Below are 16878 nucleotides of genomic sequence, written 5' to 3'. Positions count from 1 at the left end.
CCCTTTGTCGTCGCGCATGCCCAAGCCCCCCGAAGAATTCCTCACCGCGCTCAATGCGCGCAGCCAGGACATCTTCAAGAAACTGGTCGAACGGTACCTGGAAACGGGCGAGCCGGTGGGGTCGCGCAATCTTTCGCGCATGCTGGACCTGTCGCTTTCGCCTGCCTCGGTCCGCAACGTGATGGCGGACCTCGAGGAGCTCGGCCTCATCGCGGCGCCCCACACCTCGGCGGGCCGCGCCCCCACCCAGCTCGGGCTGCGGTTCTTCGTGGATGCCATGCTCGAAGTGGGCGCGGTGGACGAGCGCGAGCGCAAGGAGATCTCCAAGCATATCGAGGGAAGCGCCCAGGCGGGGGGACTGGAAGACCTGCTGACCGAAGCCAGCCAGCTGCTCTCCGGGCTCAGCCATGGGGCAGGGGTGGTGATCGCCACCAAGTCGGACATGGTGCTCAAGCATATCGAGTTCGTTCGGCTCGATTCCTTCCGGGCGATGGCGGTGCTGGTGGGGCAGGACGGGCAGGTCGAGAACCGCATCGTGCCGCTGCCGCCCGGGCTCACCGCCTCGGCGCTGACGCAGGCGGGCAATTACCTCGCCAACCTCGTGGTCGGCCGGACCCTGCGCGAAGCACGCGCCGCACTCAAGCAGCAGCGGGCCGAGCAGATGTCGGAACTGGACGAATTGACACGCAAGCTGGTCGAGGAAGGCCTGGCGACGCTCTCGACCAATTCCGATTCCGTGCTGCCCACCGTCATCGTGCGCGGGCGCGCCAACCTCATCAACGCCACCATGGAATCGGACGACCTGACGCGCATGCGCCAGCTCTTCGATGAGCTGGAAAGCAAGGACGGGCTCATCGAGCTGCTCGGAGATGCCGAGACGGCGCAAGGGGTTCGCATCTTCATCGGCTCGGAGAACAAGCTGTTCTCGCTCTCGGGCTCCTCGGTGATCCTCTCGCCCTACAAGGACGCCAACGACAAGGTGGTGGGCGTGCTGGGCGTCATCGGGCCGACGCGATTGAACTATGCGCGCATCGTGCCCGTTGTGGACTATACGGCCAACGTCATCTCCACCATGATGGCGCGAAAGGCTCGCCAGGGTTGAAAAAATCCCGGGCTTGGCCGATATGCGGGTCAACCAATCAACCCAGATGCGGATATCGTAATGACCAGTGACGAAAACACGGCGTCCGGCGCGCCGGACGAACAGGCCAAGACCGAGAGCGCTGGGGCCACGACGCCTGAAGTCGATGTCTCCGAGGCGCTGCAGGCGGAAGTCGCCGACCTCAAGGACAAGCTGCTGCGCACGGTTGCCGACATGGAAAACCTGCGCAAACGCACCGAACGCGAGATCGCCGATACGCGGACCTATGCCATTGCCGGCTTTGCCCGCGACATGCTGACGGCCACCGATTCGCTCAGCCGCGCGCTCTCGAGCCTGCCGGCCGAAGCGCGCGAGACGGGCGACGCCACGCTCAAGACCCTCATCGAGGGCATCGAGATGACCGAGCGCGAGATGCAACGGCTCCTGGCCAAGCACGGCGTCAAGCCGATCGAGGCGGAAGGCCAGAAGTTCGATCCCCACAAGCACCAGGCCATGTTCGAGGTTCCCGACCCGACGCGCCCGGAAGGCACGGTGGTGCAGGTGGTGCAGGCGGGCTTCGCCATCGGCGATCGCGTGCTGCGTCCGGCCATGGTGGGCGTTGCCAAGGGCGGCGCCAAGCCGGTCAATGCCGGCGAGGCCCCCGAAGGCGGCGTCGACAAGAGCGCCTGATCCTGTCGTGAAAGCTGGCCGGGGCGATGGAATTCGCCCCGTCCGGCAGGCGGCTAGATGTCGCTTGCCCCGATGCGTCGCACGCCGGCGCTATCCATCTCGGCATAGGCCTGGGCCAGCGAGCCATCGGTATCGATGGCGCGGGTCAGGTCTTCCACTACCAGCGTTTCAAAGCCATTGGACGCCGCGTCGAGTGCGGTCCAGTTGACGCAGAAATCGGTGGCGAGGCCGACGACGAAGAGGCGCTGCAGCCCGCGCTCCCTCAGATAGCCGGCCAGGCCCGTATGGGTCTTGCGATCGGCTTCGCGAAATCCGGAATAGCTGTCGACCTCGTGATGGTAGCCCTTGCGCAGCACGAGCTGCGCCCGCTCGAGCAGCGGTTCGGAGACGATGCGGGCGCCGGGCGTACCCATCACGCAATGGTCGGGCCAGAGCACCTGGGGGCCGTAGTCGAGCTCGATGCGTTCGAATACCTTTCGCCCCTGGTGGGCGCTGGCAAAGGAGATGTGGCCGGGCGTATGCCAGTCCTGGGTCAGAAGGACATTGGCGAAGCGCTGGGCCAGGGCCTCGATGGGAGCGACGATCTCGGCGCCCCCGTTGACGGCGAGGCTGCCGCCGGGGAGGAAATCGACCTGCAGGTCCACAACGATCAGGGCGTCATCGGCCCGCAAGTCAAATCCCATCAGAGCGTCCCGTTGCCTGCCGGTGTTACTGCACCAGCGTCATGCATTCATCGTAGGTGAACTTGGCATTTTCGCCAGAGCCTTCAAGCTCGACCTTGATCTGCTCGACATAGGCGGCCTTGGCTGCCTCGAGCTTTTCGGGCGCCAGGTCGGGCAGCATGGCCGCGCCCTTCTCGATGAGCTTGCCGCCATTTTCGAGCATGGCCTTGGCAGCGTCCTCGTCTCCGCCTTCCTTGGCGAAGTTGGAGGCGAAGTTGAGGGCGTGGCCGCACCAGAGGAACTTGTCGGCTTCATCGCTCACCCCTTCGGGCGCCGGCGCGGGCGCCTTGGGTGCGGCCGCCGGTGCTTCTGCGGCGGGAGCGGCCGGGGTTTCCGTCGCGGCCTGGGCGAAGGCCGGAACGGCCGTCGCGAGAAGGGCTGCGAGGGTCAGGCCGGTGAGAATACGCATTATGAAGTCCTTTGCTGTGGGTGCATGGGTGCCCCGATTCATCGCGGGAGCAAGCCGGGTCTTTATGTCAATTCGATGGGTCGAGTGGATTTTCGATCCATTGCGCCAGCATGAGGCCGCGGACCGAATTGCCCAGAAAGATGCGGTCGGCCCCCTTGAGGTCGGCCGGCGTCAGCACGGCTTCGCGCGCCTTGCCCGTCGCCAGGAGCTCGGCCCGCAGCGTGCCGGGCAGGAGGCCGCAATCGAGTGCCGGGGTGAGGAGCATGCCATCGCGCTCCAGGAAGAGCGAGGTGATCGAACCCTCGGTCAATTCGCCCTCCCGGTTGGAAAACACCACTTCATCCACGCCATGGGCGGCCGCGGCGGCCTGGCGCGGCTGGTCGTAGAAGCCGCGCGCGGTGGTCTTGTGGAAGAGCAGCGGATTGGCGCGGTCCATGCGCTCTTCGGCCAGCATGAAGCGGAAAGTCCGGGGCGCCTCGGCCGGCGGCGGCAGGGGCTGGTCGGTGATCGAGAGCGTGCCGTCCTCGGCAAGCAGCAGACGCACGCGCATGTCCTTGGTGTAGCCGGCGGCGTGCGCCGAAAGCATCTCCTGGGCGGCGCCCTCGGCGAGTGCTATGCCGAAATAGGCCGCCGATTGCGCCAGGCGCTCGAGGTGCCGCCCGAGCAGCACGAAACCTTCGTCCGGACACCACAGCAGGGTCTCGATGAGGGCCACCGGCTCGCTTGGCCGCAGGAACTTGAGCTTGAGCAAGGCCTCTTCGTACTCCGCCCCGGCGGCGCTGTCGGCGACGATGCCGCCGCCGATGCCGATCTCCCCCGTGCCTGAAGGCGCGAGCGTGAGGGTGCGGATGGCGACCGAAAGCGAGAAATCCCCGTCCGGGGCGAAATAGCCGATGGCCCCTGTATAGACGCCGCGCGGTCCCGTCTCCTGGGCGGCGATGATTTCCATGGCCGCGATCTTGGGCGCCCCGGTGATCGAGCCGCAGGGGAAAAGCGCCGCCAGCACTTCGGAAAGACCGAGCCCTTCGCGCAGGCGCGCCGTAATCCCCGAGGTGAGCTGGTGGAGGCTCGGATAGGTCTCGACGGTGAAAAGGTCGGTGACCTTGACGCTCCCCATTTCCGCGACGCGCCCCAGGTCGTTGCGCAGCAGGTCGACGATCATCAGGTTTTCGGCGCGGTTCTTGACGTCGGCGGCGAGCGCCCGGCGCTGCACCTCGTCCTCGGCCAGGGTGCGGCCACGTGCCATGGTGCCCTTCATCGGGCGCGCCCGCAGCAGGCCGCCGCGGTTTTCGACGAAGAGTTCGGGAGAGAGCGAGAGCACGGCGTGGTCGCCGCAGTCGATCAGGGCGCCAAACGCCACCGGCTGGCGGCGGCGCAGGGCGCGATAAAGGGCGGCGGGGCTGCCCTCGTAGCCGAAGCGCGCCTTCAGGGTCAGGTTGACCTGGTAGGTGTCGCCCGCCGCGATGTGATCCTTGATCGCCTCGAACGCGGGGACGTAGTCGGCAAGGGTGCGCGTGGGCGCGATCTCCCCGATCCTCGCCGCCTCGGCGCCCGCCGCTTCCTCCAGCCAGCTTGCGGCATCGACCGGACGGGGCGCATCGTAGAGACCGAACCAGACGAGGGGCGTTTCGGAGCGCTCGGGCAGCAGTGCCGCCAGCCGCTCCTCCAAGACATAACCCAGTTCATAGGCGAGATAGCCGGCGGCCCAGAGACCTTCGGCGCGCGCCGCCTCGAGCCGCGCCAGCGCTGCCATCGCCCCGGCGGCGTCATGGGCGCGGATGATCTCGCGCGGCGCCTCGAATAGCAGCGCGCCGCCCACGGGGCGGGGACGCATGTCGTCGAGCAGCAGGGTTCCGGGGCTAGGCATGGCGCGCACCAAATCGGGCGGCGCTGATTTGCGCAAGGTGCCGGGCGACAAAAAGCGCGCTTCGCGAGGGACGATCCGGTCGCCGTTCACCAATCCTGAGGAATGCCGATGGCGGCTTCTGGCGCAAACCGCAAATCTGAGGCAACAAGCTCGGCGCCCGGGACGGCTTTTCGTCCCGGACTTTTCAGGGAATATCCAAAGATGTCCAAGCACATCATCCTGGGCGGCCTCGCCGCCCTCGCGCTCTTCGCCATGCCCGCCGCGGCGCAGGCCGAAGACCTCACGTTCGTGCTCACCAACGCCTCGTCCTACAACATCACCAATTTCTACACCTCCCCCGCCAATGTCGGGGAATGGGAAGAAGACGTGCTGGGTGAGGACGTGATGCCGTCGGGCAGCCAGGTCAACGTCACCATCGCTGATGGTTCGGACCAGTGTGTGTACGACATGAAGTTCGTTTTCGAGGACGGCAGCGAATTCGTTCGCGAAGAGATCGACCTGTGCTCGCTGGGCGAGTATACGCTCTCGGACAACTGACCAAGGCCGGCGCCGTTCGAGACCTGGGCGGCGCTGGTTTGCATTTCATGGCCGGTCACGCTTGAAGGCGTTTGGCCTTGCCCCTATATCAGCGCCAGGCCCGCAAAACGGGCACTTTGCAATCTATAGGGACCCGGCCCGACTAGCGGTCACGGAACTGCCTTTAACGGGGTTCCAGATCGGGTCTGCTGAGAGAGAGGCTAAGGAAATGGGAAAAGTAATCGGTATCGACTTGGGGACCACCAATAGCTGCGTTGCAGTGATGGATGGCAAGAATCCCAAAGTTATCGAAAATGCCGAAGGCGCGCGTACCACGCCTTCGATGGTCGCCTTCAGCAATGACGGCGAACGCCTGGTTGGCCAGCCGGCCAAGCGCCAGGCCGTTACCAATCCGGAAGGCACGCTGTTTGCCGTCAAGCGCCTGATCGGGCGCCGCTACGACGATCCGATGGTGGAAAAGGACAAGCACCTGGTCCCCTACAAGATCATCAAGGCCGACAATGGCGACGCCTGGGTGGAAGTGCACGGCGACAAGTATTCGCCCAGCCAGGTCTCGGCCATGATCCTTCAGAAGATGAAGGAAACCGCCGAAAGCTACCTCGGCGAGACCGTTACCCAGGCCGTGATCACGGTTCCGGCCTATTTCAACGATTCGCAGCGTCAGGCCACCAAGGACGCCGGCAAGATCGCCGGCCTTGAAGTCCTGCGCATCATCAACGAACCCACGGCGGCAGCGCTCGCCTACGGGCTCGACAAGAAGAACACCGGCACCATCGCGGTCTATGACCTTGGCGGCGGTACCTTCGATATCTCGGTGCTCGAGATCGGCGACGGCGTCTTCGAAGTGAAGTCGACGAACGGCGACACGTTCCTGGGCGGCGAAGACTTCGACATGCGCCTGGTCGACTACCTGGCCGACGAGTTCAAGAAGGAGCAGGGCATCGACCTGCGTTCGGACAAGCTCGCCCTGCAGCGCCTCAAGGAAGCTGCCGAAAAGGCCAAGATCGAACTGTCGAGCTCCACGCAGACCGAAATCAACCTGCCGTTCATCACGGCCGATGCTTCCGGTCCCAAGCACCTGACGCTCAAGCTGACCCGCGCCAAGCTCGAAGCCATTGTCGATGACCTCATCGCCAAGACCATCGAGCCGTGCCGCCAGGCCCTCAAGGATGCCGGCGTCACCGCCGCGCAGATCGATGAAGTGGTGCTGGTGGGCGGCATGACGCGCATGCCCAAGGTCATCGAGACGGTCAAGAACTTCTTCGGCAAGGAACCCCACAAGGGCGTCAACCCGGACGAAGTGGTCGCCATGGGTGCCGCCATCCAGGCCGGCGTGCTGCAGGGCGACGTCAAGGACGTGCTGCTGCTCGACGTGACCCCGCTCTCGCTGGGCATCGAAACGCTCGGCGGCGTGTTCACGCGCCTGATCGATCGCAACACCACGATCCCGACCAAAAAGAGCCAGACGTTCTCGACTGCCGAGGACAGCCAGTCGGCCGTGACCATCCGCGTGTTCCAGGGTGAACGCGAAATGGCCGCCAACAACAAGCTGCTCGGCAATTTCGACCTGACCGGCATTCCGCCCGCACCGCGTGGCGTGCCCCAGATCGAGGTGACCTTCGACATCGATGCCAACGGCATCGTGCAGGTCTCGGCCAAGGACAAGGGCACCGGCAAGGAGCAGCAGATCCGCATCCAGGCCTCCGGTGGTCTTTCGGACGCCGATATCGAGCGCATGGTCAAGGAAGCCGAGCAGAACGCTGACGCCGACAAGAAGAAGCGTGAGGCGGTCGAGGCCAAGAACCAGGCCGAGAGCCTCATCCACTCGACCGAGAAGTCCCTCAAGGACTATGGCGACAAGGTTTCCGCTGACGACAAGAGCGCCATCGAGACCGCCATTGCCAACCTCAAGGGCGTGATCGAGGGCGACGACGCCGAGGCGATCAAGGAAAAGACCGCCGCGCTCGCCGAAGCGTCCATGAAGCTGGGCGAGGCCATGTACAAGGCCAGCCAGGCGGAAGCGGAAGCCTCGGCCTCGGGCGAAGGCCAGCAGGACGACGACGTCGTCGATGCCGACTTCACCGAAGTCAAGGACGACGACCAGAAGTCCGCCTAAGTCGGACCATAGGAATGCGAAAGCCCCGGTGGAAACACCGGGGCTTTTGTTTTGCGCGCCTTGGACGCCAAGCCTGGGGCCGCTGCGGTCAGAACCGGTAGGAGAGGCCGGCCGTTACGGTGTGGCTGCTCAACTGCACGCCGTTCCGCAGATCGCTGCTGAAGCCGGGATAGACGATAGCCATCGTGGTCGATGCCTCGCCGAAATGGGTAAAGGCGTAGTCCGCGCGCACCGACCAGTGCTCGTCGAGCGCATATTCGGCGCCGAGTCCGAGCGTTACGCCCAGAACCAGCGGATCGCTGCTGCTCGAGCCACGGCCGGGCGTGGCGCCATTGGTGTCCGAAAAGGTGGCATCAAGGTGAAACTGGGTAGCCGCCAGCCCGCCGCTGACATAGGCCAGCCAGTTATCCCGCGCGATGCCGAGCCGCGCCCGCAGGGCGGCCTGCCAATGCGCCGAATAGGCAAGGGTGTTGGTGAAGCTGGTTCCCGGCAGGGAGTCATAATCCTGGCTGGTGGTGCGCGATCCCTCCAGGCTGGCCGTGCCCATGCTGGCTTCCAGGCCGTAATAGAGCTGGCCGGTTTGCTGCCCGAAACCGGCGAACACCTGGCCGGCAAGACGCGTGGTCGAGTTCTGTGCAGCGAGCGCCGACCGCAATTGGGCAAGGTCGGTGGCGTTGAAATAGGCGGGTTGTCCGTTGTCGGAGCCCTGGCCGGATGTGTTGGCGATGTCGACGACGCCGCCCAGACCGGCGCCGAGATAGGCGCCGGACCAGTCCATTGCCGGAAGGGTCTGAGCCTGCGCCAAGCCCGGCACGAGCAGGGAGAGGGGCAGAAGGGCAATGGAGAAAAGCTGCGGCCGCAACGGATGACCTTTCCGGGCTGAAATGCAGGGCCGCCCTGGATCGACGGCCGGAATCAATAGCCAACCCTAGCCCCGTGCGATTGCTCGCGACAAGTCGACCCGGGCGATCCCGACAGCGTTTCACGTGAATCAGGGTCATCTTCTTACCCTGATCCCGCCATTTCCCTGCCCAAACTCGGCCCAACTGGGAAGAAAAGCTCCGATCTCCATCAGGCGAGGACTTCGGGTCCCGGGGCGGCGAACATGACTTCCTTTCACGATCGATCCACCGGCGAGGCGCTGGGGCAGGCCGGCGAGTTCATCACCGGCAATCCCATGGTGCGCGCCGATGCCGACATGGCACACGTGATCGAGGCGCTGGGCGATCTCGGCGCCAGGCCGCTCGAAGCCTGCCTGCCTGCCGAGGCGCGGCGCCAGGCGAGCCTGGAAGACGCCGCCAGGATGGTGCTGGCCCGGGCCGGGCGCGAGGAAGACGAAAGCGGGGTGGAGGTCGACGACATCGTCATCGCCGGCCCCGAGGGCGATATCCCGGCCCGCGTCTACCGCTCGCGCCTTACCGATGCCACGGTCACCCCGCCGATGATCCTTTACTGCCATGACGGGGGCTGGGTCGTCGGCCCCGGCGAGGAGAGCGCGGCCACCCCGCGGGCGCTGGCGCGCAAGACCGGCGCGGTGGTCGTAGCCCCGCGCTATCGGCTGGCACCCGAACACAAGTTTCCCGCCGCCCACGAGGATTGCTACGCGGCCTGGCTCTGGCTTCTCGAGCATGGCGCGAGCCTGGGCGCGGATCCGGGCAAGGCGGCCGTGGTCGGAGAGGGCGTGGGCGCCAACATGGCCCTCAACATTTCCCTTCAGGCCCATGGCGAGCGCATCGCCATGCCTGTCCATCAGGTGCTGGTACATCCGGTGGCGGGCAAAGACATGGCCAATGCCTCCTATATCGAAAACATGCGGGCACGACCGGTGGGCACGCCGACCATGCAATGGTGCTTCCGGCACGCGTTCCAGACGCGCGCCGATGCGGCCGATCCCCGCATCGACCTGGTCGGCCGCAAGGATTTCAAGGGCCTGCCGCCGGTGACGCTGATCCTGGCCGAGATCGATCCCCTGCGCAGCGAGGGCGAGGAGCTCGCCGAGGTGCTCCACGCCCAGGGCGTCTCGGTGGACCTGCGCGTCTATGATGGCGTTACCCAGGGATTTTTCGGGCTGGGAACCCTGGTCAACAAGGCCATGTTCGCCCAGAGCCAGGCGGCCAATAACCTGGTCGAGGCCTTCGCCCTGCGCCGCCGCAAGATTTGAAGTCGCACTCCCCTCCAGCCAAGTGTTGATAGCGCGCGCCCCTCTTGATAAGAGCGGGGCGCCTTACCATTGTTAAGACGCGAGGCGTAAGCCCCGCATTTGCTGGACAAACGCGTCAAAGCGACCGGACGAAACAAAAAACGCGCAGGCTCCCATGGGGGCCGCTCGGGGAACTGCTTTCTTGGCCAAACGAGATTTTTATGACGTGCTCGGCGTAGAGCGGGGCTCTGACGAAGCTGGGCTCAAAAGCGCCTATCGCAAACTGGCGATGCAGTTCCACCCGGACCGCAATCCGGGCGACCATGAGGCCGAGCATCGGTTCAAGGAAATCAACGAGGCCTACGACACCCTCAAGGACCCGCAGAAGCGCGCGGCCTATGACCGGTTCGGGCACGCCGCCTTCGAGAATGGCGGTGGCGCGCGCCAGGGTGCCCATGGCTTCGGTCCCGATTTCGCCTCCTCGATGTCGGACATGTTCGAGGATATTTTCGGGGACTTCATGGGTGGCGGGCGCCGCGGCGGCGCCTCGCGCCTGCGCGGCTCGGACCTGCGCTACAATCTGGACATCACGCTCGAGGAAGCCTTTGCCGGGCGCACGGTCGAGATCGACGTGCCGACCCTGGTCAGCTGCGCCACCTGCGACGGCTCGGGCGCCAAGCCAGGCACCGGCGCCTCGACCTGCCGGACCTGTAACGGGCACGGCAAGATCCGCGCCGCCCAGGGCTTTTTCACCATCGAGCGCACCTGCCCCGCCTGCCAGGGCCGCGGGCAGACCATGGACAATCCGTGCACCGACTGCGGCGGCCAGGGCCGGCGGCAGGAAAACCGCAAGCTTTCGGTCGATATTCCCAAGGGCATCGAGGACGGCACCCGCATCCGGCTCGCCAACGAGGGCGAGGCGGGCCTGCGCGGCGGACCGCCGGGCGACCTCTACATCTTCGTCTCCCTCAAGCCACACGATCTCTTCCAGCGCGACGGCGCCGATCTTTACGCGCGCATTCCCATCGCCATGACCACGGCGGCGCTGGGCGGGGAGTTCGAAGTGCCCACGCTCGACGGCAGTCGGGCCAAGGTCAAGGTGGCCGGCGGCACCCAGCCGGGCCAGCGCGTGCGGCTCAAGGGCAAGGGCATGCCGGTGCTGCGCTCCAAGGACGTGGGCGACCTCTATGTCCAGCTCGAAGTCGAAACGCCGCAGAACCTCAACCGCAAGCAACGCGAGCTGCTCGAGGAATTCGCCAAGGCCTCGACGGATACGAACAGCCCGACCTCGGAAGGGTTCTTCTCCAAGCTCAAGCATATTTTTGAAGCCTAGGCGCGCGCCCACGGGCGAGCATTCATCGCCTATCGCGCCCGCCTCACCACCGTGGGGCGGGCGTTTTTGCTTCGATCGGCCAGGCCAACCGGCCCCCGGGTCTTCAGATGCTAGACGGCAAGGCCCTTTTCGGCGGCCAGGGCCTGCAGGTCCACCACCGGGCGGGCGCCGATGTGGGAGATGACTTCCGAAGCGGCAAGGCATCCGGCGCGCAGCGCCATGTCGAAATTCTGCCCGCGCGCCACGGCCAGCAGAAAGCCCGAGGCGAAAAGATCGCCGGCGCCCGTGGCATCGACCACATCGACCGGGAAAGCCGGCACCGTCACCACTTCGCCGTTGCAGATCGCCATGGCGCCCGCCGCGCCCATGGTGATGGCGGCGACTTCGGCATCCTTGGCGATCTCGCGCACCGCGTCCTGCAGGTTGTCGGTCTGGTAGAGCGCCTTGGCCTCTTCGATATTGGCAAAGACGTAGTCGATGGTGCGCGAGCGCATGAGGTCGAGGAATTCCTCGCGGTAGCGGTGCACGCAGAAGGGATCGGAAAGCGTGAAAGCGGTGGGGCGCTCGTGCTTGTGCGCATAGTGGGCGGCGCGCACGAAGGCCTTCTTGGCCTCGACCGGGTCCCAGAGATAGCCTTCCATATAGGTGATGGCGGCGGAGCCGATCTCGTCCTCGCGGATATCGGCCTCGGTCAACTCGTGGCAGGCGCCGAGATAGGTGTTCATGGTCCGCTCGCCATCGTCCGAAAGCAGGATCATGGAGCGGGCCGTCGCCGCGCCGTTGATGAGGCGGCTGGTGTCGTAATGAACGCCGATGGCGTTGAGGTCGTCGGCAAAGACGTCCCCGAGCTGGTCGTCGGCGACCTTGCCCACGAAACGCGCGCGCCCGCCCAGCGAGGCGACGCCCGCGGCGGTATTGGCAGCGCTGCCGCCCGAAATCTGGCGCTTGTCGGCGGGCATGCGCTCATAGAGATAGGCGGAGCGGTCGGTATCGACCAGGTGCATGATGCCTTCGGAGAGGCCTTCCCTTTCCAGAAACCCGGGCTCGATCCTGGCGATCACATCGACGATGGCGTTGCCGATGGTGAGGACGTCGTACCGGGTATCGGCCATTTAGGTCTCCGAGAGGTGCAATAGAGCCTCGCCGGACATAAAGGACTTCCCCCGCCCGCGCAACTAGGCGGCGGCCATGGCCCGCAATCCCGCGACGAATCGCGCCAGCACCGCCTCGACCAGCATGTCGCGGTCCGCCTCTCCCTCGATGCGGATCTGGTCGTCGAGCAGCAGGACCGAAAGCCCGTGCACCAGCGCCCATGTCGAGACCGTCGCCTCGCGCCGCGCCTCGGGGTTCTGCGGGGCGGCGAGGGCGGCCAGCGACTCATAGGCGGCGCGGGCTGCCTCCATGAGCGCCGGGTTGGCATCCTTGCTCACCAGCGGGGAAAACATCAGCCGGAACAGCTGGGGGTGGTCGAGCGCGAAGCCGATATAGGCCCGCCCCATGACTTCGAGCTGCTGGTCGGCCGGCCAGTCCTTGCCGGCGGCGCGCAGGTGCGCGTCGAACTGGATGAAGCCTTCGCGCGCCACCGCCGCCAGCAGCGCCTGGCGGTTCTCGAAATGGCGATAGGGGGCGGAAGCCGAAACGCCGACGGCGCGGGCCACCTCGCGCAGCCCCAGGCTTTCGGCGCCGCCCGTTGCCAGGAGGGCGAGCCCGGCCTCGATCAGTGCGCGGCGCAGGTCGCCGTGATGATAGGGATTGGGTTGCGATGTTGACATTGTTTACATATGGCCTTATCTCAGCGAGAACAGTGTTAACATCAACGCGCACGCAAGACCAGCGCAAGGAGACTTCCAATGCTCGATCTGGTTCTGGCCATCGCCCATCATCTGGCCGTTTTCTCGCTGGTCGGCGTGTTCGCCGCCGAATTCTTCCTGCTGCGCGAAGGCGTCACGGGCCCCCGGCTCGCCCAGCTGGGCGGCATCGACCGGCTCTATGGGCTGCTCGCCATGCTCGTGATCGTGGTCGGGGTGGTGCGGGTCACGTTCGGGGCGGCCGGCCCGTGGTACTATCTGGGCAACCAGATGTTCTGGGCCAAGATGACGACATTCGTGGTGGTCGGCATCCTCTCGGTCTGGCCGACGCGCGACATCATGGCCTGGATCAAGTCCGCCAAGGCCGATCCGCAGTTCTCGCCCGGCCCCGCCGCCATTGCCCGGGCGCGGAAATTCCTGGCCGTCGAGGCCGTGCTCTTCGCCTTCATTCCCGCCTTCGCAGCCGCCATGGCGCGCGGCTATGGCAGTTGATCAGGGGCGGCTGGGCGAAACGGCCTTGGGAAGAGGCTTGTTGGGCGCAGGGGTCTTGGGCTCGAACCGGCACCATTCCCTTATGATGCAGCGCCAGCATTCGGGCTTTCGCGCCTTGCACACATAGCGCCCGTGCAGGATGAGCCAGTGGTGGGCGTGCAGCAGGTATTTGTCCGGCACGACCTTGAGCAGGGACTGCTCGACCTCGAGCGGGGTCTTGCCGGAGGCCAGGCCCGTGCGGTTGCCGACGCGGAAGAGGTGGGTATCCACCGCGATGGTGGGCTGCCTGAAAGCGATATTGAGCACGACATTGGCGGTCTTGCGGCCGACGCCCGGCAGCTCCTCGAGCTCTTCACGGGTCTGGGGCACCTGCGAATCGTGCTTGGCGATCAGCGCCTGGCTTAGCGCGAAGACGTTCTTGGCCTTGGTGCGGTAGAGCCCGATGGTCTTGATGCATTCCTCGATACCCGCCACGCCCAGCTCGACCATCTTTTCGGGCGTGGGCGCGAGCGCGAAGAGTTTCGGGGTCGCCTTGTTGACGCCCGCGTCGGTCGCCTGGGCCGAGAGCACCACCGCTACCAGCAGGGTAAACGAATTGGTATAGTCGAGCTCTCCCTTGGGCTCCGGGTTGGCGTGTTCGAACGCGGCAAAAATAGCCTCGACATCGGCCGCCGGGAGTCGTTTGATCTTTTTGGGGGGCATGAGCGTTACCTGATGAGTCGCCGTAGTGATGCAAACATGATCACCAAAACGCAAGCCGACCCGCTATTCGCCGCCAAGCTGACGCCGCATCGCTCGCTGGGCCGGCGGGGGCGCGTCATCCTTATCGGTTCGGTCGCGGCCATGGCTGCAATTCCCGGCCTCGTCTTCTATTCGCTGGGCGCCTGGCCCATCGTCGGGTTCATGGGGCTGGACGTGGCGGCCATGTGGTTCGCCCTGCGCTGGTCGACGCGCGAAACCAAGCGTTTCGAGGAAGTCACGCTCTGGCCGCATCGCCTGGAAGTGCGCGCGGTGAGCGCGGGCGGCAAGCAGCAGGTGACGGCCTTCGATCCTCACGCCACCCGCCTCATCGTCGATCGGGACTACGACGAGAAGACCACCGCCATCTACCTGCGCGACACTGCGGGGGACCATGAACTGGGCTCCTTCCTCGCCGCCTCGGAAAAGGCCAGTTTCGCACGCGTCTTCGGCACGGCCCTGCGCAAGGCGCGGCACTGAGCGGGGCGGTCAAAACCGGGTCGCCGCGGGCGCTCGCGCCACGCTAGACTGGCGCCATCATGACACAGCATCAGACTCTCTCGCCCCAATCGGACTACGAGACCGTTCGCGCCGCGATTGCCTACCTGAGCGAAACGGGACCCGACGAAATCGACCTGGCCCGGTTCTCGCGGGCGCTCGGGCTGACCGAACGCCAGCTCACCGAGCTTTTCCGGCGCTGGTGCGGGCTCTCGCCCAAATCCTTCGCCCAGGCCGTGGCGCTCGATCACGCCAAATCGCTCCTCGCCCAGAACGGCTCGGTCCTCGACACCACCTACGAGGTCGGGTTGTCCTCGACCTCGCGCCTCCACGATCTCTTCGTCACCTACGAGGCCATGCCGCCCGGGGCCTTCCGGGCGCGCGGGCAGGGGCTCACCATGTACTGGGGCGCGGCGCCATCGCCCTTCGGCACGGCGGTCGTCACCGCCACCGAATACGGCATATCCGGGCTCGGCTTCGCCGACGAGAACATGAGCGTGGACTCCGCCTTCGAGGATCTCGCCAATCGCTGGCCGGCGGCCAGGTTCGTGCGCGACGATGCGCGCATCGCGCCCCTGGTGCGCCAGGTCTTCGATCCGGCGCGCTGGTCGCCGGACCAGCCGGTGCGCGTCGTCCTCATCGGCACCGATTTCGAGGTCAAGGTGTGGGAGACGCTGCTCTCGATCCCCTGCGGCAAGGCCACGACCTATGGCACCATCGCCAATCATCTCGGCCGGCCCACGGCGGCGCGGGCGGTGGGGGCGGCGGTGGGGGCCAATCCCATCTCGTTCGTCGTGCCCTGCCATCGCGTCGTGGGCTCGACGGGGGCGCTGACCGGCTATCACTGGGGTGTGCCGCGCAAGCGGGCGATCCTGGGCTGGGAAGCCGGGGTCATCTCCAGCCGCGCCTAGAAAAAAGGCCCTCCGATCGGGAGGGCCTTTCGATTTTCAGAGCTTGATGCGCTCTTTGAGCGAGCCGTCCGACTTGAGCTCGTAGACGGTGGGTTCGCCCGTGGCGATCTCGCGCTTGAGGATTTCCTCGGGGGTCAGCCCCTCGATGGCCATGACCAGCGCCCGCAGCGAATTGCCGTGGGCGGCCACGAGGATGGTCTCGCCGGCGGCGACGCGCGGCTCGATCTGGGCCTTGTAATAGGGCAGCGTGCGCTCGGCGGTGTCCTTGAGGCTTTCCCCGCCCGGCGGCGGTACGTCATAGGAGCGGCGCCAGATCAGCACCTGTTCCTCGCCCCACTTCTTGCGGGCGTCGTCCTTGTTGAGACCCGAGAGGTCCCCATAGTCACGCTCGTTGAGCGCCTGGTTGCGGACGATGGTGACGTTCTCGATGCCCATTTCCTCCAGGATGAGGTCGAGCGTGTGCTGGGCGCGCTTGAGGGCAGAGGTGAAGGTGGTGTCGAAGGAAAAGCCCTTGGCCTTGAGTGCCTGGCCGGCGGCACGCGCCTCCCCGATGCCCTTTTCCGTCAGGTCCGGATTGCGCCAGCCGGTGAAGAGGTTCTTGAGGTTCCACTCGCTTTCGCCGTGGCGCACGAGGATGAGGGTACCGGTCATGAGGCAGTGCTTTCCTTAGTTGAGGCCGAGAACGTCGTTCATGGTGTAAAAGCCGGCGGGCTGGCTGGCGACCCAGAGCAGGGCCTTCATGGCGCCATTGGCGAAGAGGCTGCGATCCTGGGCGACATGGCTCAGTTCGAGCCGCTCGGACGGGCCGGCGAGGATGACCGTGTGGTCGCCGATCACGGTGCCGCCGCGCAGGGTCGCGAAGCCGATGGTGCCGGCGACGCGCGGGCCGGTGATGCCGTCGCGCACGCGCACCGAATGGTCGGCCAGCGAGATCTCGCGGCCGGCCGCGGCGGCTTCGCCCAGCATGAGTGCGGTGCCCGAGGGGGCATCGACCTTGCGGTTGTGGTGCATCTCGACGATTTCGATGTCGTATTCGGCGAGCTTGGCCGCAGCCTGCTTGACGAGGCTGGCGAGGATATTGAGCCCGAGCGAGAAATTGCCGGCCTTGACGATCCGGCCGCCCTTGCCGCCCGCAGCGCGGATGGCGGCATCGTCCGCAGCCGAACAGCCGGTCGTGCCGATGATGTGGATGAGGCCGCGCGCGGCGGTGTTCTCGGCCAGCGCCACCGAAGCGGCGGGGGCCGTGAAGTCGATGACGGCGTCGGCCGCGGCGAGGGCGGCCTCGATATCGTCGGTGACGAGGACACGCGTCTCCTCGATGCCGGCCAGCACGCCCGCATCCTTGCCGATCGCGGCCGAACCGGCGCGCTCGAAGGCGGCGGCGAGTTTGAGGCCGGGCGTCGATGCGATGGCGCGAATGTTGGCGGCGCCCATGCGCCCGCCGGCTCCCGCGACTGCTACCTTGATGTCGGCCATGCCCTAAGAACTCCGAAAACGAATACGGCCCGTGCTTCTAGCAGGCGCGAGGGGGCTTGG

Annotated in this window: 18 protein-coding genes; 9 read left to right on the top strand and 9 right to left on the bottom strand. The window is 66.0% G+C overall.

The annotated features are described in order from the left end of the window. Positions 1 to 16: 16 nt before the first annotated feature. Together hrcA and grpE are read left to right on the top strand one after the other, a co-directional pair. Positions 17 to 1102 carry a heat-inducible transcriptional repressor HrcA gene (hrcA, locus tag FNA67_RS21240; RefSeq protein WP_147658046.1) on the top strand — a complete coding sequence of 362 codons (1086 nt, stop codon included), beginning with the start codon at positions 17 to 19 and terminating at the stop codon, positions 1100 to 1102. 60 nt (positions 1103 to 1162) lie between these two features. After that, on the top strand, positions 1163 to 1771 hold the full coding sequence (gene grpE, locus FNA67_RS21235; RefSeq protein ID WP_049707052.1) for a nucleotide exchange factor GrpE: 609 nt from the start codon (positions 1163 to 1165) through the stop codon (positions 1769 to 1771). 53 nt (positions 1772 to 1824) lie between these two features. Here grpE and FNA67_RS21230 read toward each other — a convergent pair whose 3' ends face one another. The 3 genes from FNA67_RS21230 to FNA67_RS21220 all read right to left on the bottom strand — a co-directional run bounded on the left by FNA67_RS21230 (position 1825) and on the right by FNA67_RS21220 (position 4769). Beyond that, positions 1825 to 2454 (bottom strand): nicotinamidase, encoded by a 630-nt coding sequence (locus FNA67_RS21230; RefSeq protein ID WP_147658045.1) that lies wholly within the window; start codon positions 2452 to 2454, stop codon positions 1825 to 1827. 25 nt (positions 2455 to 2479) lie between these two features. Beyond that, positions 2480 to 2902 (bottom strand): hypothetical protein, encoded by a 423-nt coding sequence (locus FNA67_RS21225; protein ID WP_049707050.1) that lies wholly within the window; start codon positions 2900 to 2902, stop codon positions 2480 to 2482. A gap of 67 nt (positions 2903 to 2969) precedes the next feature. Then, complete coding sequence (locus FNA67_RS21220) at positions 2970 to 4769, bottom strand: aminodeoxychorismate synthase component I (protein WP_210246409.1); 1800 nt, start codon at positions 4767 to 4769, stop codon at positions 2970 to 2972. Between the two features lie 201 nt (positions 4770 to 4970). On the opposite strand from FNA67_RS21220, the gene FNA67_RS21215 reads away from it, so the two are divergent. Beyond that, entirely contained in the window at positions 4971 to 5306 is a 336-nt protein-coding gene (locus tag FNA67_RS21215; RefSeq protein ID WP_049707049.1) for a hypothetical protein, read from the top strand. 208 nt (positions 5307 to 5514) lie between these two features. Then, positions 5515 to 7422 carry a molecular chaperone DnaK gene (dnaK, locus tag FNA67_RS21210; protein ID WP_049707048.1) on the top strand — a complete coding sequence of 636 codons (1908 nt, stop codon included), beginning with the start codon at positions 5515 to 5517 and terminating at the stop codon, positions 7420 to 7422. Positions 7423 to 7510: 88 nt separating this feature from the next. Here the strand turns inward: dnaK and FNA67_RS21205 are convergent, their stop codons facing one another. Further along, positions 7511 to 8284, bottom strand: a complete 774-nt coding sequence (locus FNA67_RS21205; protein WP_147658044.1) for an outer membrane protein — start codon at positions 8282 to 8284, stop codon at positions 7511 to 7513. Positions 8285 to 8527: 243 nt separating this feature from the next. Here FNA67_RS21205 and FNA67_RS21200 point away from each other — a divergent pair, with 243 nt between their 5' ends. After that, entirely contained in the window at positions 8528 to 9583 is a 1056-nt protein-coding gene (locus FNA67_RS21200) for an alpha/beta hydrolase (RefSeq protein ID WP_049707046.1), read from the top strand. Positions 9584 to 9764: 181 nt separating this feature from the next. Beyond that, positions 9765 to 10895: a molecular chaperone DnaJ gene (dnaJ, locus tag FNA67_RS21195; protein WP_244616414.1), complete on the top strand. Its 1131-nt coding sequence runs from the start codon at positions 9765 to 9767 to the stop codon at positions 10893 to 10895. A 110-nt stretch (positions 10896 to 11005) separates the two neighbouring features. Here the strand turns inward: dnaJ and FNA67_RS21190 are convergent, their stop codons facing one another. Together FNA67_RS21190 and FNA67_RS21185 are read right to left on the bottom strand one after the other, a co-directional pair. Next, complete coding sequence (locus tag FNA67_RS21190) at positions 11006 to 12007, bottom strand: adenosine kinase (RefSeq protein ID WP_049707044.1); 1002 nt, start codon at positions 12005 to 12007, stop codon at positions 11006 to 11008. 63 nt (positions 12008 to 12070) lie between these two features. After that, positions 12071 to 12667, bottom strand: a complete 597-nt coding sequence (locus FNA67_RS21185; RefSeq protein ID WP_147658043.1) for a TetR/AcrR family transcriptional regulator — start codon at positions 12665 to 12667, stop codon at positions 12071 to 12073. A 78-nt stretch (positions 12668 to 12745) separates the two neighbouring features. Between FNA67_RS21185 and FNA67_RS21180 the strand changes: the two genes are divergently transcribed. Beyond that, positions 12746 to 13195, top strand: a complete 450-nt coding sequence (locus FNA67_RS21180) for a DUF2214 family protein (RefSeq protein ID WP_147658042.1) — start codon at positions 12746 to 12748, stop codon at positions 13193 to 13195. On the opposite strand, the gene nth is transcribed toward FNA67_RS21180, so the two are convergent. Next, complete coding sequence (gene nth, locus FNA67_RS21175; RefSeq protein WP_147658041.1) at positions 13196 to 13897, bottom strand: endonuclease III; 702 nt, start codon at positions 13895 to 13897, stop codon at positions 13196 to 13198. A 36-nt stretch (positions 13898 to 13933) separates the two neighbouring features. Here nth and FNA67_RS21170 point away from each other — a divergent pair, with 36 nt between their 5' ends. Together FNA67_RS21170 and FNA67_RS21165 are read left to right on the top strand one after the other, a co-directional pair. Then, positions 13934 to 14413, top strand: coding sequence for a DUF2244 domain-containing protein (locus FNA67_RS21170; protein ID WP_170267386.1), 480 nt, complete (start codon positions 13934 to 13936; stop codon positions 14411 to 14413). A gap of 59 nt (positions 14414 to 14472) precedes the next feature. Then, entirely contained in the window at positions 14473 to 15342 is an 870-nt protein-coding gene (locus tag FNA67_RS21165; protein WP_147658040.1) for a methylated-DNA--[protein]-cysteine S-methyltransferase, read from the top strand. 36 nt (positions 15343 to 15378) lie between these two features. On the opposite strand, the gene FNA67_RS21160 is transcribed toward FNA67_RS21165, so the two are convergent. Both FNA67_RS21160 and dapB read right to left on the bottom strand, forming a co-directional pair. Next, on the bottom strand, positions 15379 to 15993 hold the full coding sequence (locus FNA67_RS21160; protein ID WP_049707040.1) for a 2,3-bisphosphoglycerate-dependent phosphoglycerate mutase: 615 nt from the start codon (positions 15991 to 15993) through the stop codon (positions 15379 to 15381). A 15-nt stretch (positions 15994 to 16008) separates the two neighbouring features. Continuing rightward, positions 16009 to 16818: a 4-hydroxy-tetrahydrodipicolinate reductase gene (gene dapB, locus FNA67_RS21155; RefSeq protein WP_147658039.1), complete on the bottom strand. Its 810-nt coding sequence runs from the start codon at positions 16816 to 16818 to the stop codon at positions 16009 to 16011. Positions 16819 to 16878: the final 60 nt, after the last annotated feature.

The organism is Youhaiella tibetensis (assembly GCF_008000755.1).
In the GTDB taxonomy this organism is placed as follows: Bacteria; Pseudomonadota; Alphaproteobacteria; order Rhizobiales; family Devosiaceae; genus Paradevosia; species Paradevosia tibetensis.
This window is presented reverse-complemented; position numbering and strand designations above follow the sequence as displayed.

Excerpts from the sequence above, each read along its gene's own strand:
- hrcA (WP_147658046.1), top strand. The coding sequence starts at position 17 with ATGCCCAAGCCCCCCGAAGAATTCCTCACCGCGCTCAATGCGCGCAGC.
- grpE (WP_049707052.1), top strand. The coding sequence starts at position 1,163 with ATGACCAGTGACGAAAACACGGCGTCCGGCGCGCCGGACGAACAGGCC.
- FNA67_RS21230 (WP_147658045.1), bottom strand. The coding sequence starts at position 2,454 with ATGGGATTTGACTTGCGGGCCGATGACGCCCTGATCGTTGTGGACCTG.
- FNA67_RS21225 (WP_049707050.1), bottom strand. The coding sequence starts at position 2,902 with ATGCGTATTCTCACCGGCCTGACCCTCGCAGCCCTTCTCGCGACGGCC.
- FNA67_RS21220 (WP_210246409.1), bottom strand. The coding sequence starts at position 4,769 with ATGCCTAGCCCCGGAACCCTGCTGCTCGACGACATGCGTCCCCGCCCC.
- FNA67_RS21215 (WP_049707049.1), top strand. The coding sequence starts at position 4,971 with ATGTCCAAGCACATCATCCTGGGCGGCCTCGCCGCCCTCGCGCTCTTC.
- dnaK (WP_049707048.1), top strand. The coding sequence starts at position 5,515 with ATGGGAAAAGTAATCGGTATCGACTTGGGGACCACCAATAGCTGCGTT.
- FNA67_RS21200 (WP_049707046.1), top strand. The coding sequence starts at position 8,528 with ATGACTTCCTTTCACGATCGATCCACCGGCGAGGCGCTGGGGCAGGCC.
- FNA67_RS21190 (WP_049707044.1), bottom strand. The coding sequence starts at position 12,007 with ATGGCCGATACCCGGTACGACGTCCTCACCATCGGCAACGCCATCGTC.
- FNA67_RS21185 (WP_147658043.1), bottom strand. The coding sequence starts at position 12,667 with ATGTCAACATCGCAACCCAATCCCTATCATCACGGCGACCTGCGCCGC.
- FNA67_RS21180 (WP_147658042.1), top strand. The coding sequence starts at position 12,746 with ATGCTCGATCTGGTTCTGGCCATCGCCCATCATCTGGCCGTTTTCTCG.
- nth (WP_147658041.1), bottom strand. The coding sequence starts at position 13,897 with ATGCCCCCCAAAAAGATCAAACGACTCCCGGCGGCCGATGTCGAGGCT.
- FNA67_RS21170 (WP_170267386.1), top strand. The coding sequence starts at position 13,934 with ATGATCACCAAAACGCAAGCCGACCCGCTATTCGCCGCCAAGCTGACG.
- FNA67_RS21165 (WP_147658040.1), top strand. The coding sequence starts at position 14,473 with ATGACACAGCATCAGACTCTCTCGCCCCAATCGGACTACGAGACCGTT.
- FNA67_RS21160 (WP_049707040.1), bottom strand. The coding sequence starts at position 15,993 with ATGACCGGTACCCTCATCCTCGTGCGCCACGGCGAAAGCGAGTGGAAC.
- dapB (WP_147658039.1), bottom strand. The coding sequence starts at position 16,818 with ATGGCCGACATCAAGGTAGCAGTCGCGGGAGCCGGCGGGCGCATGGGC.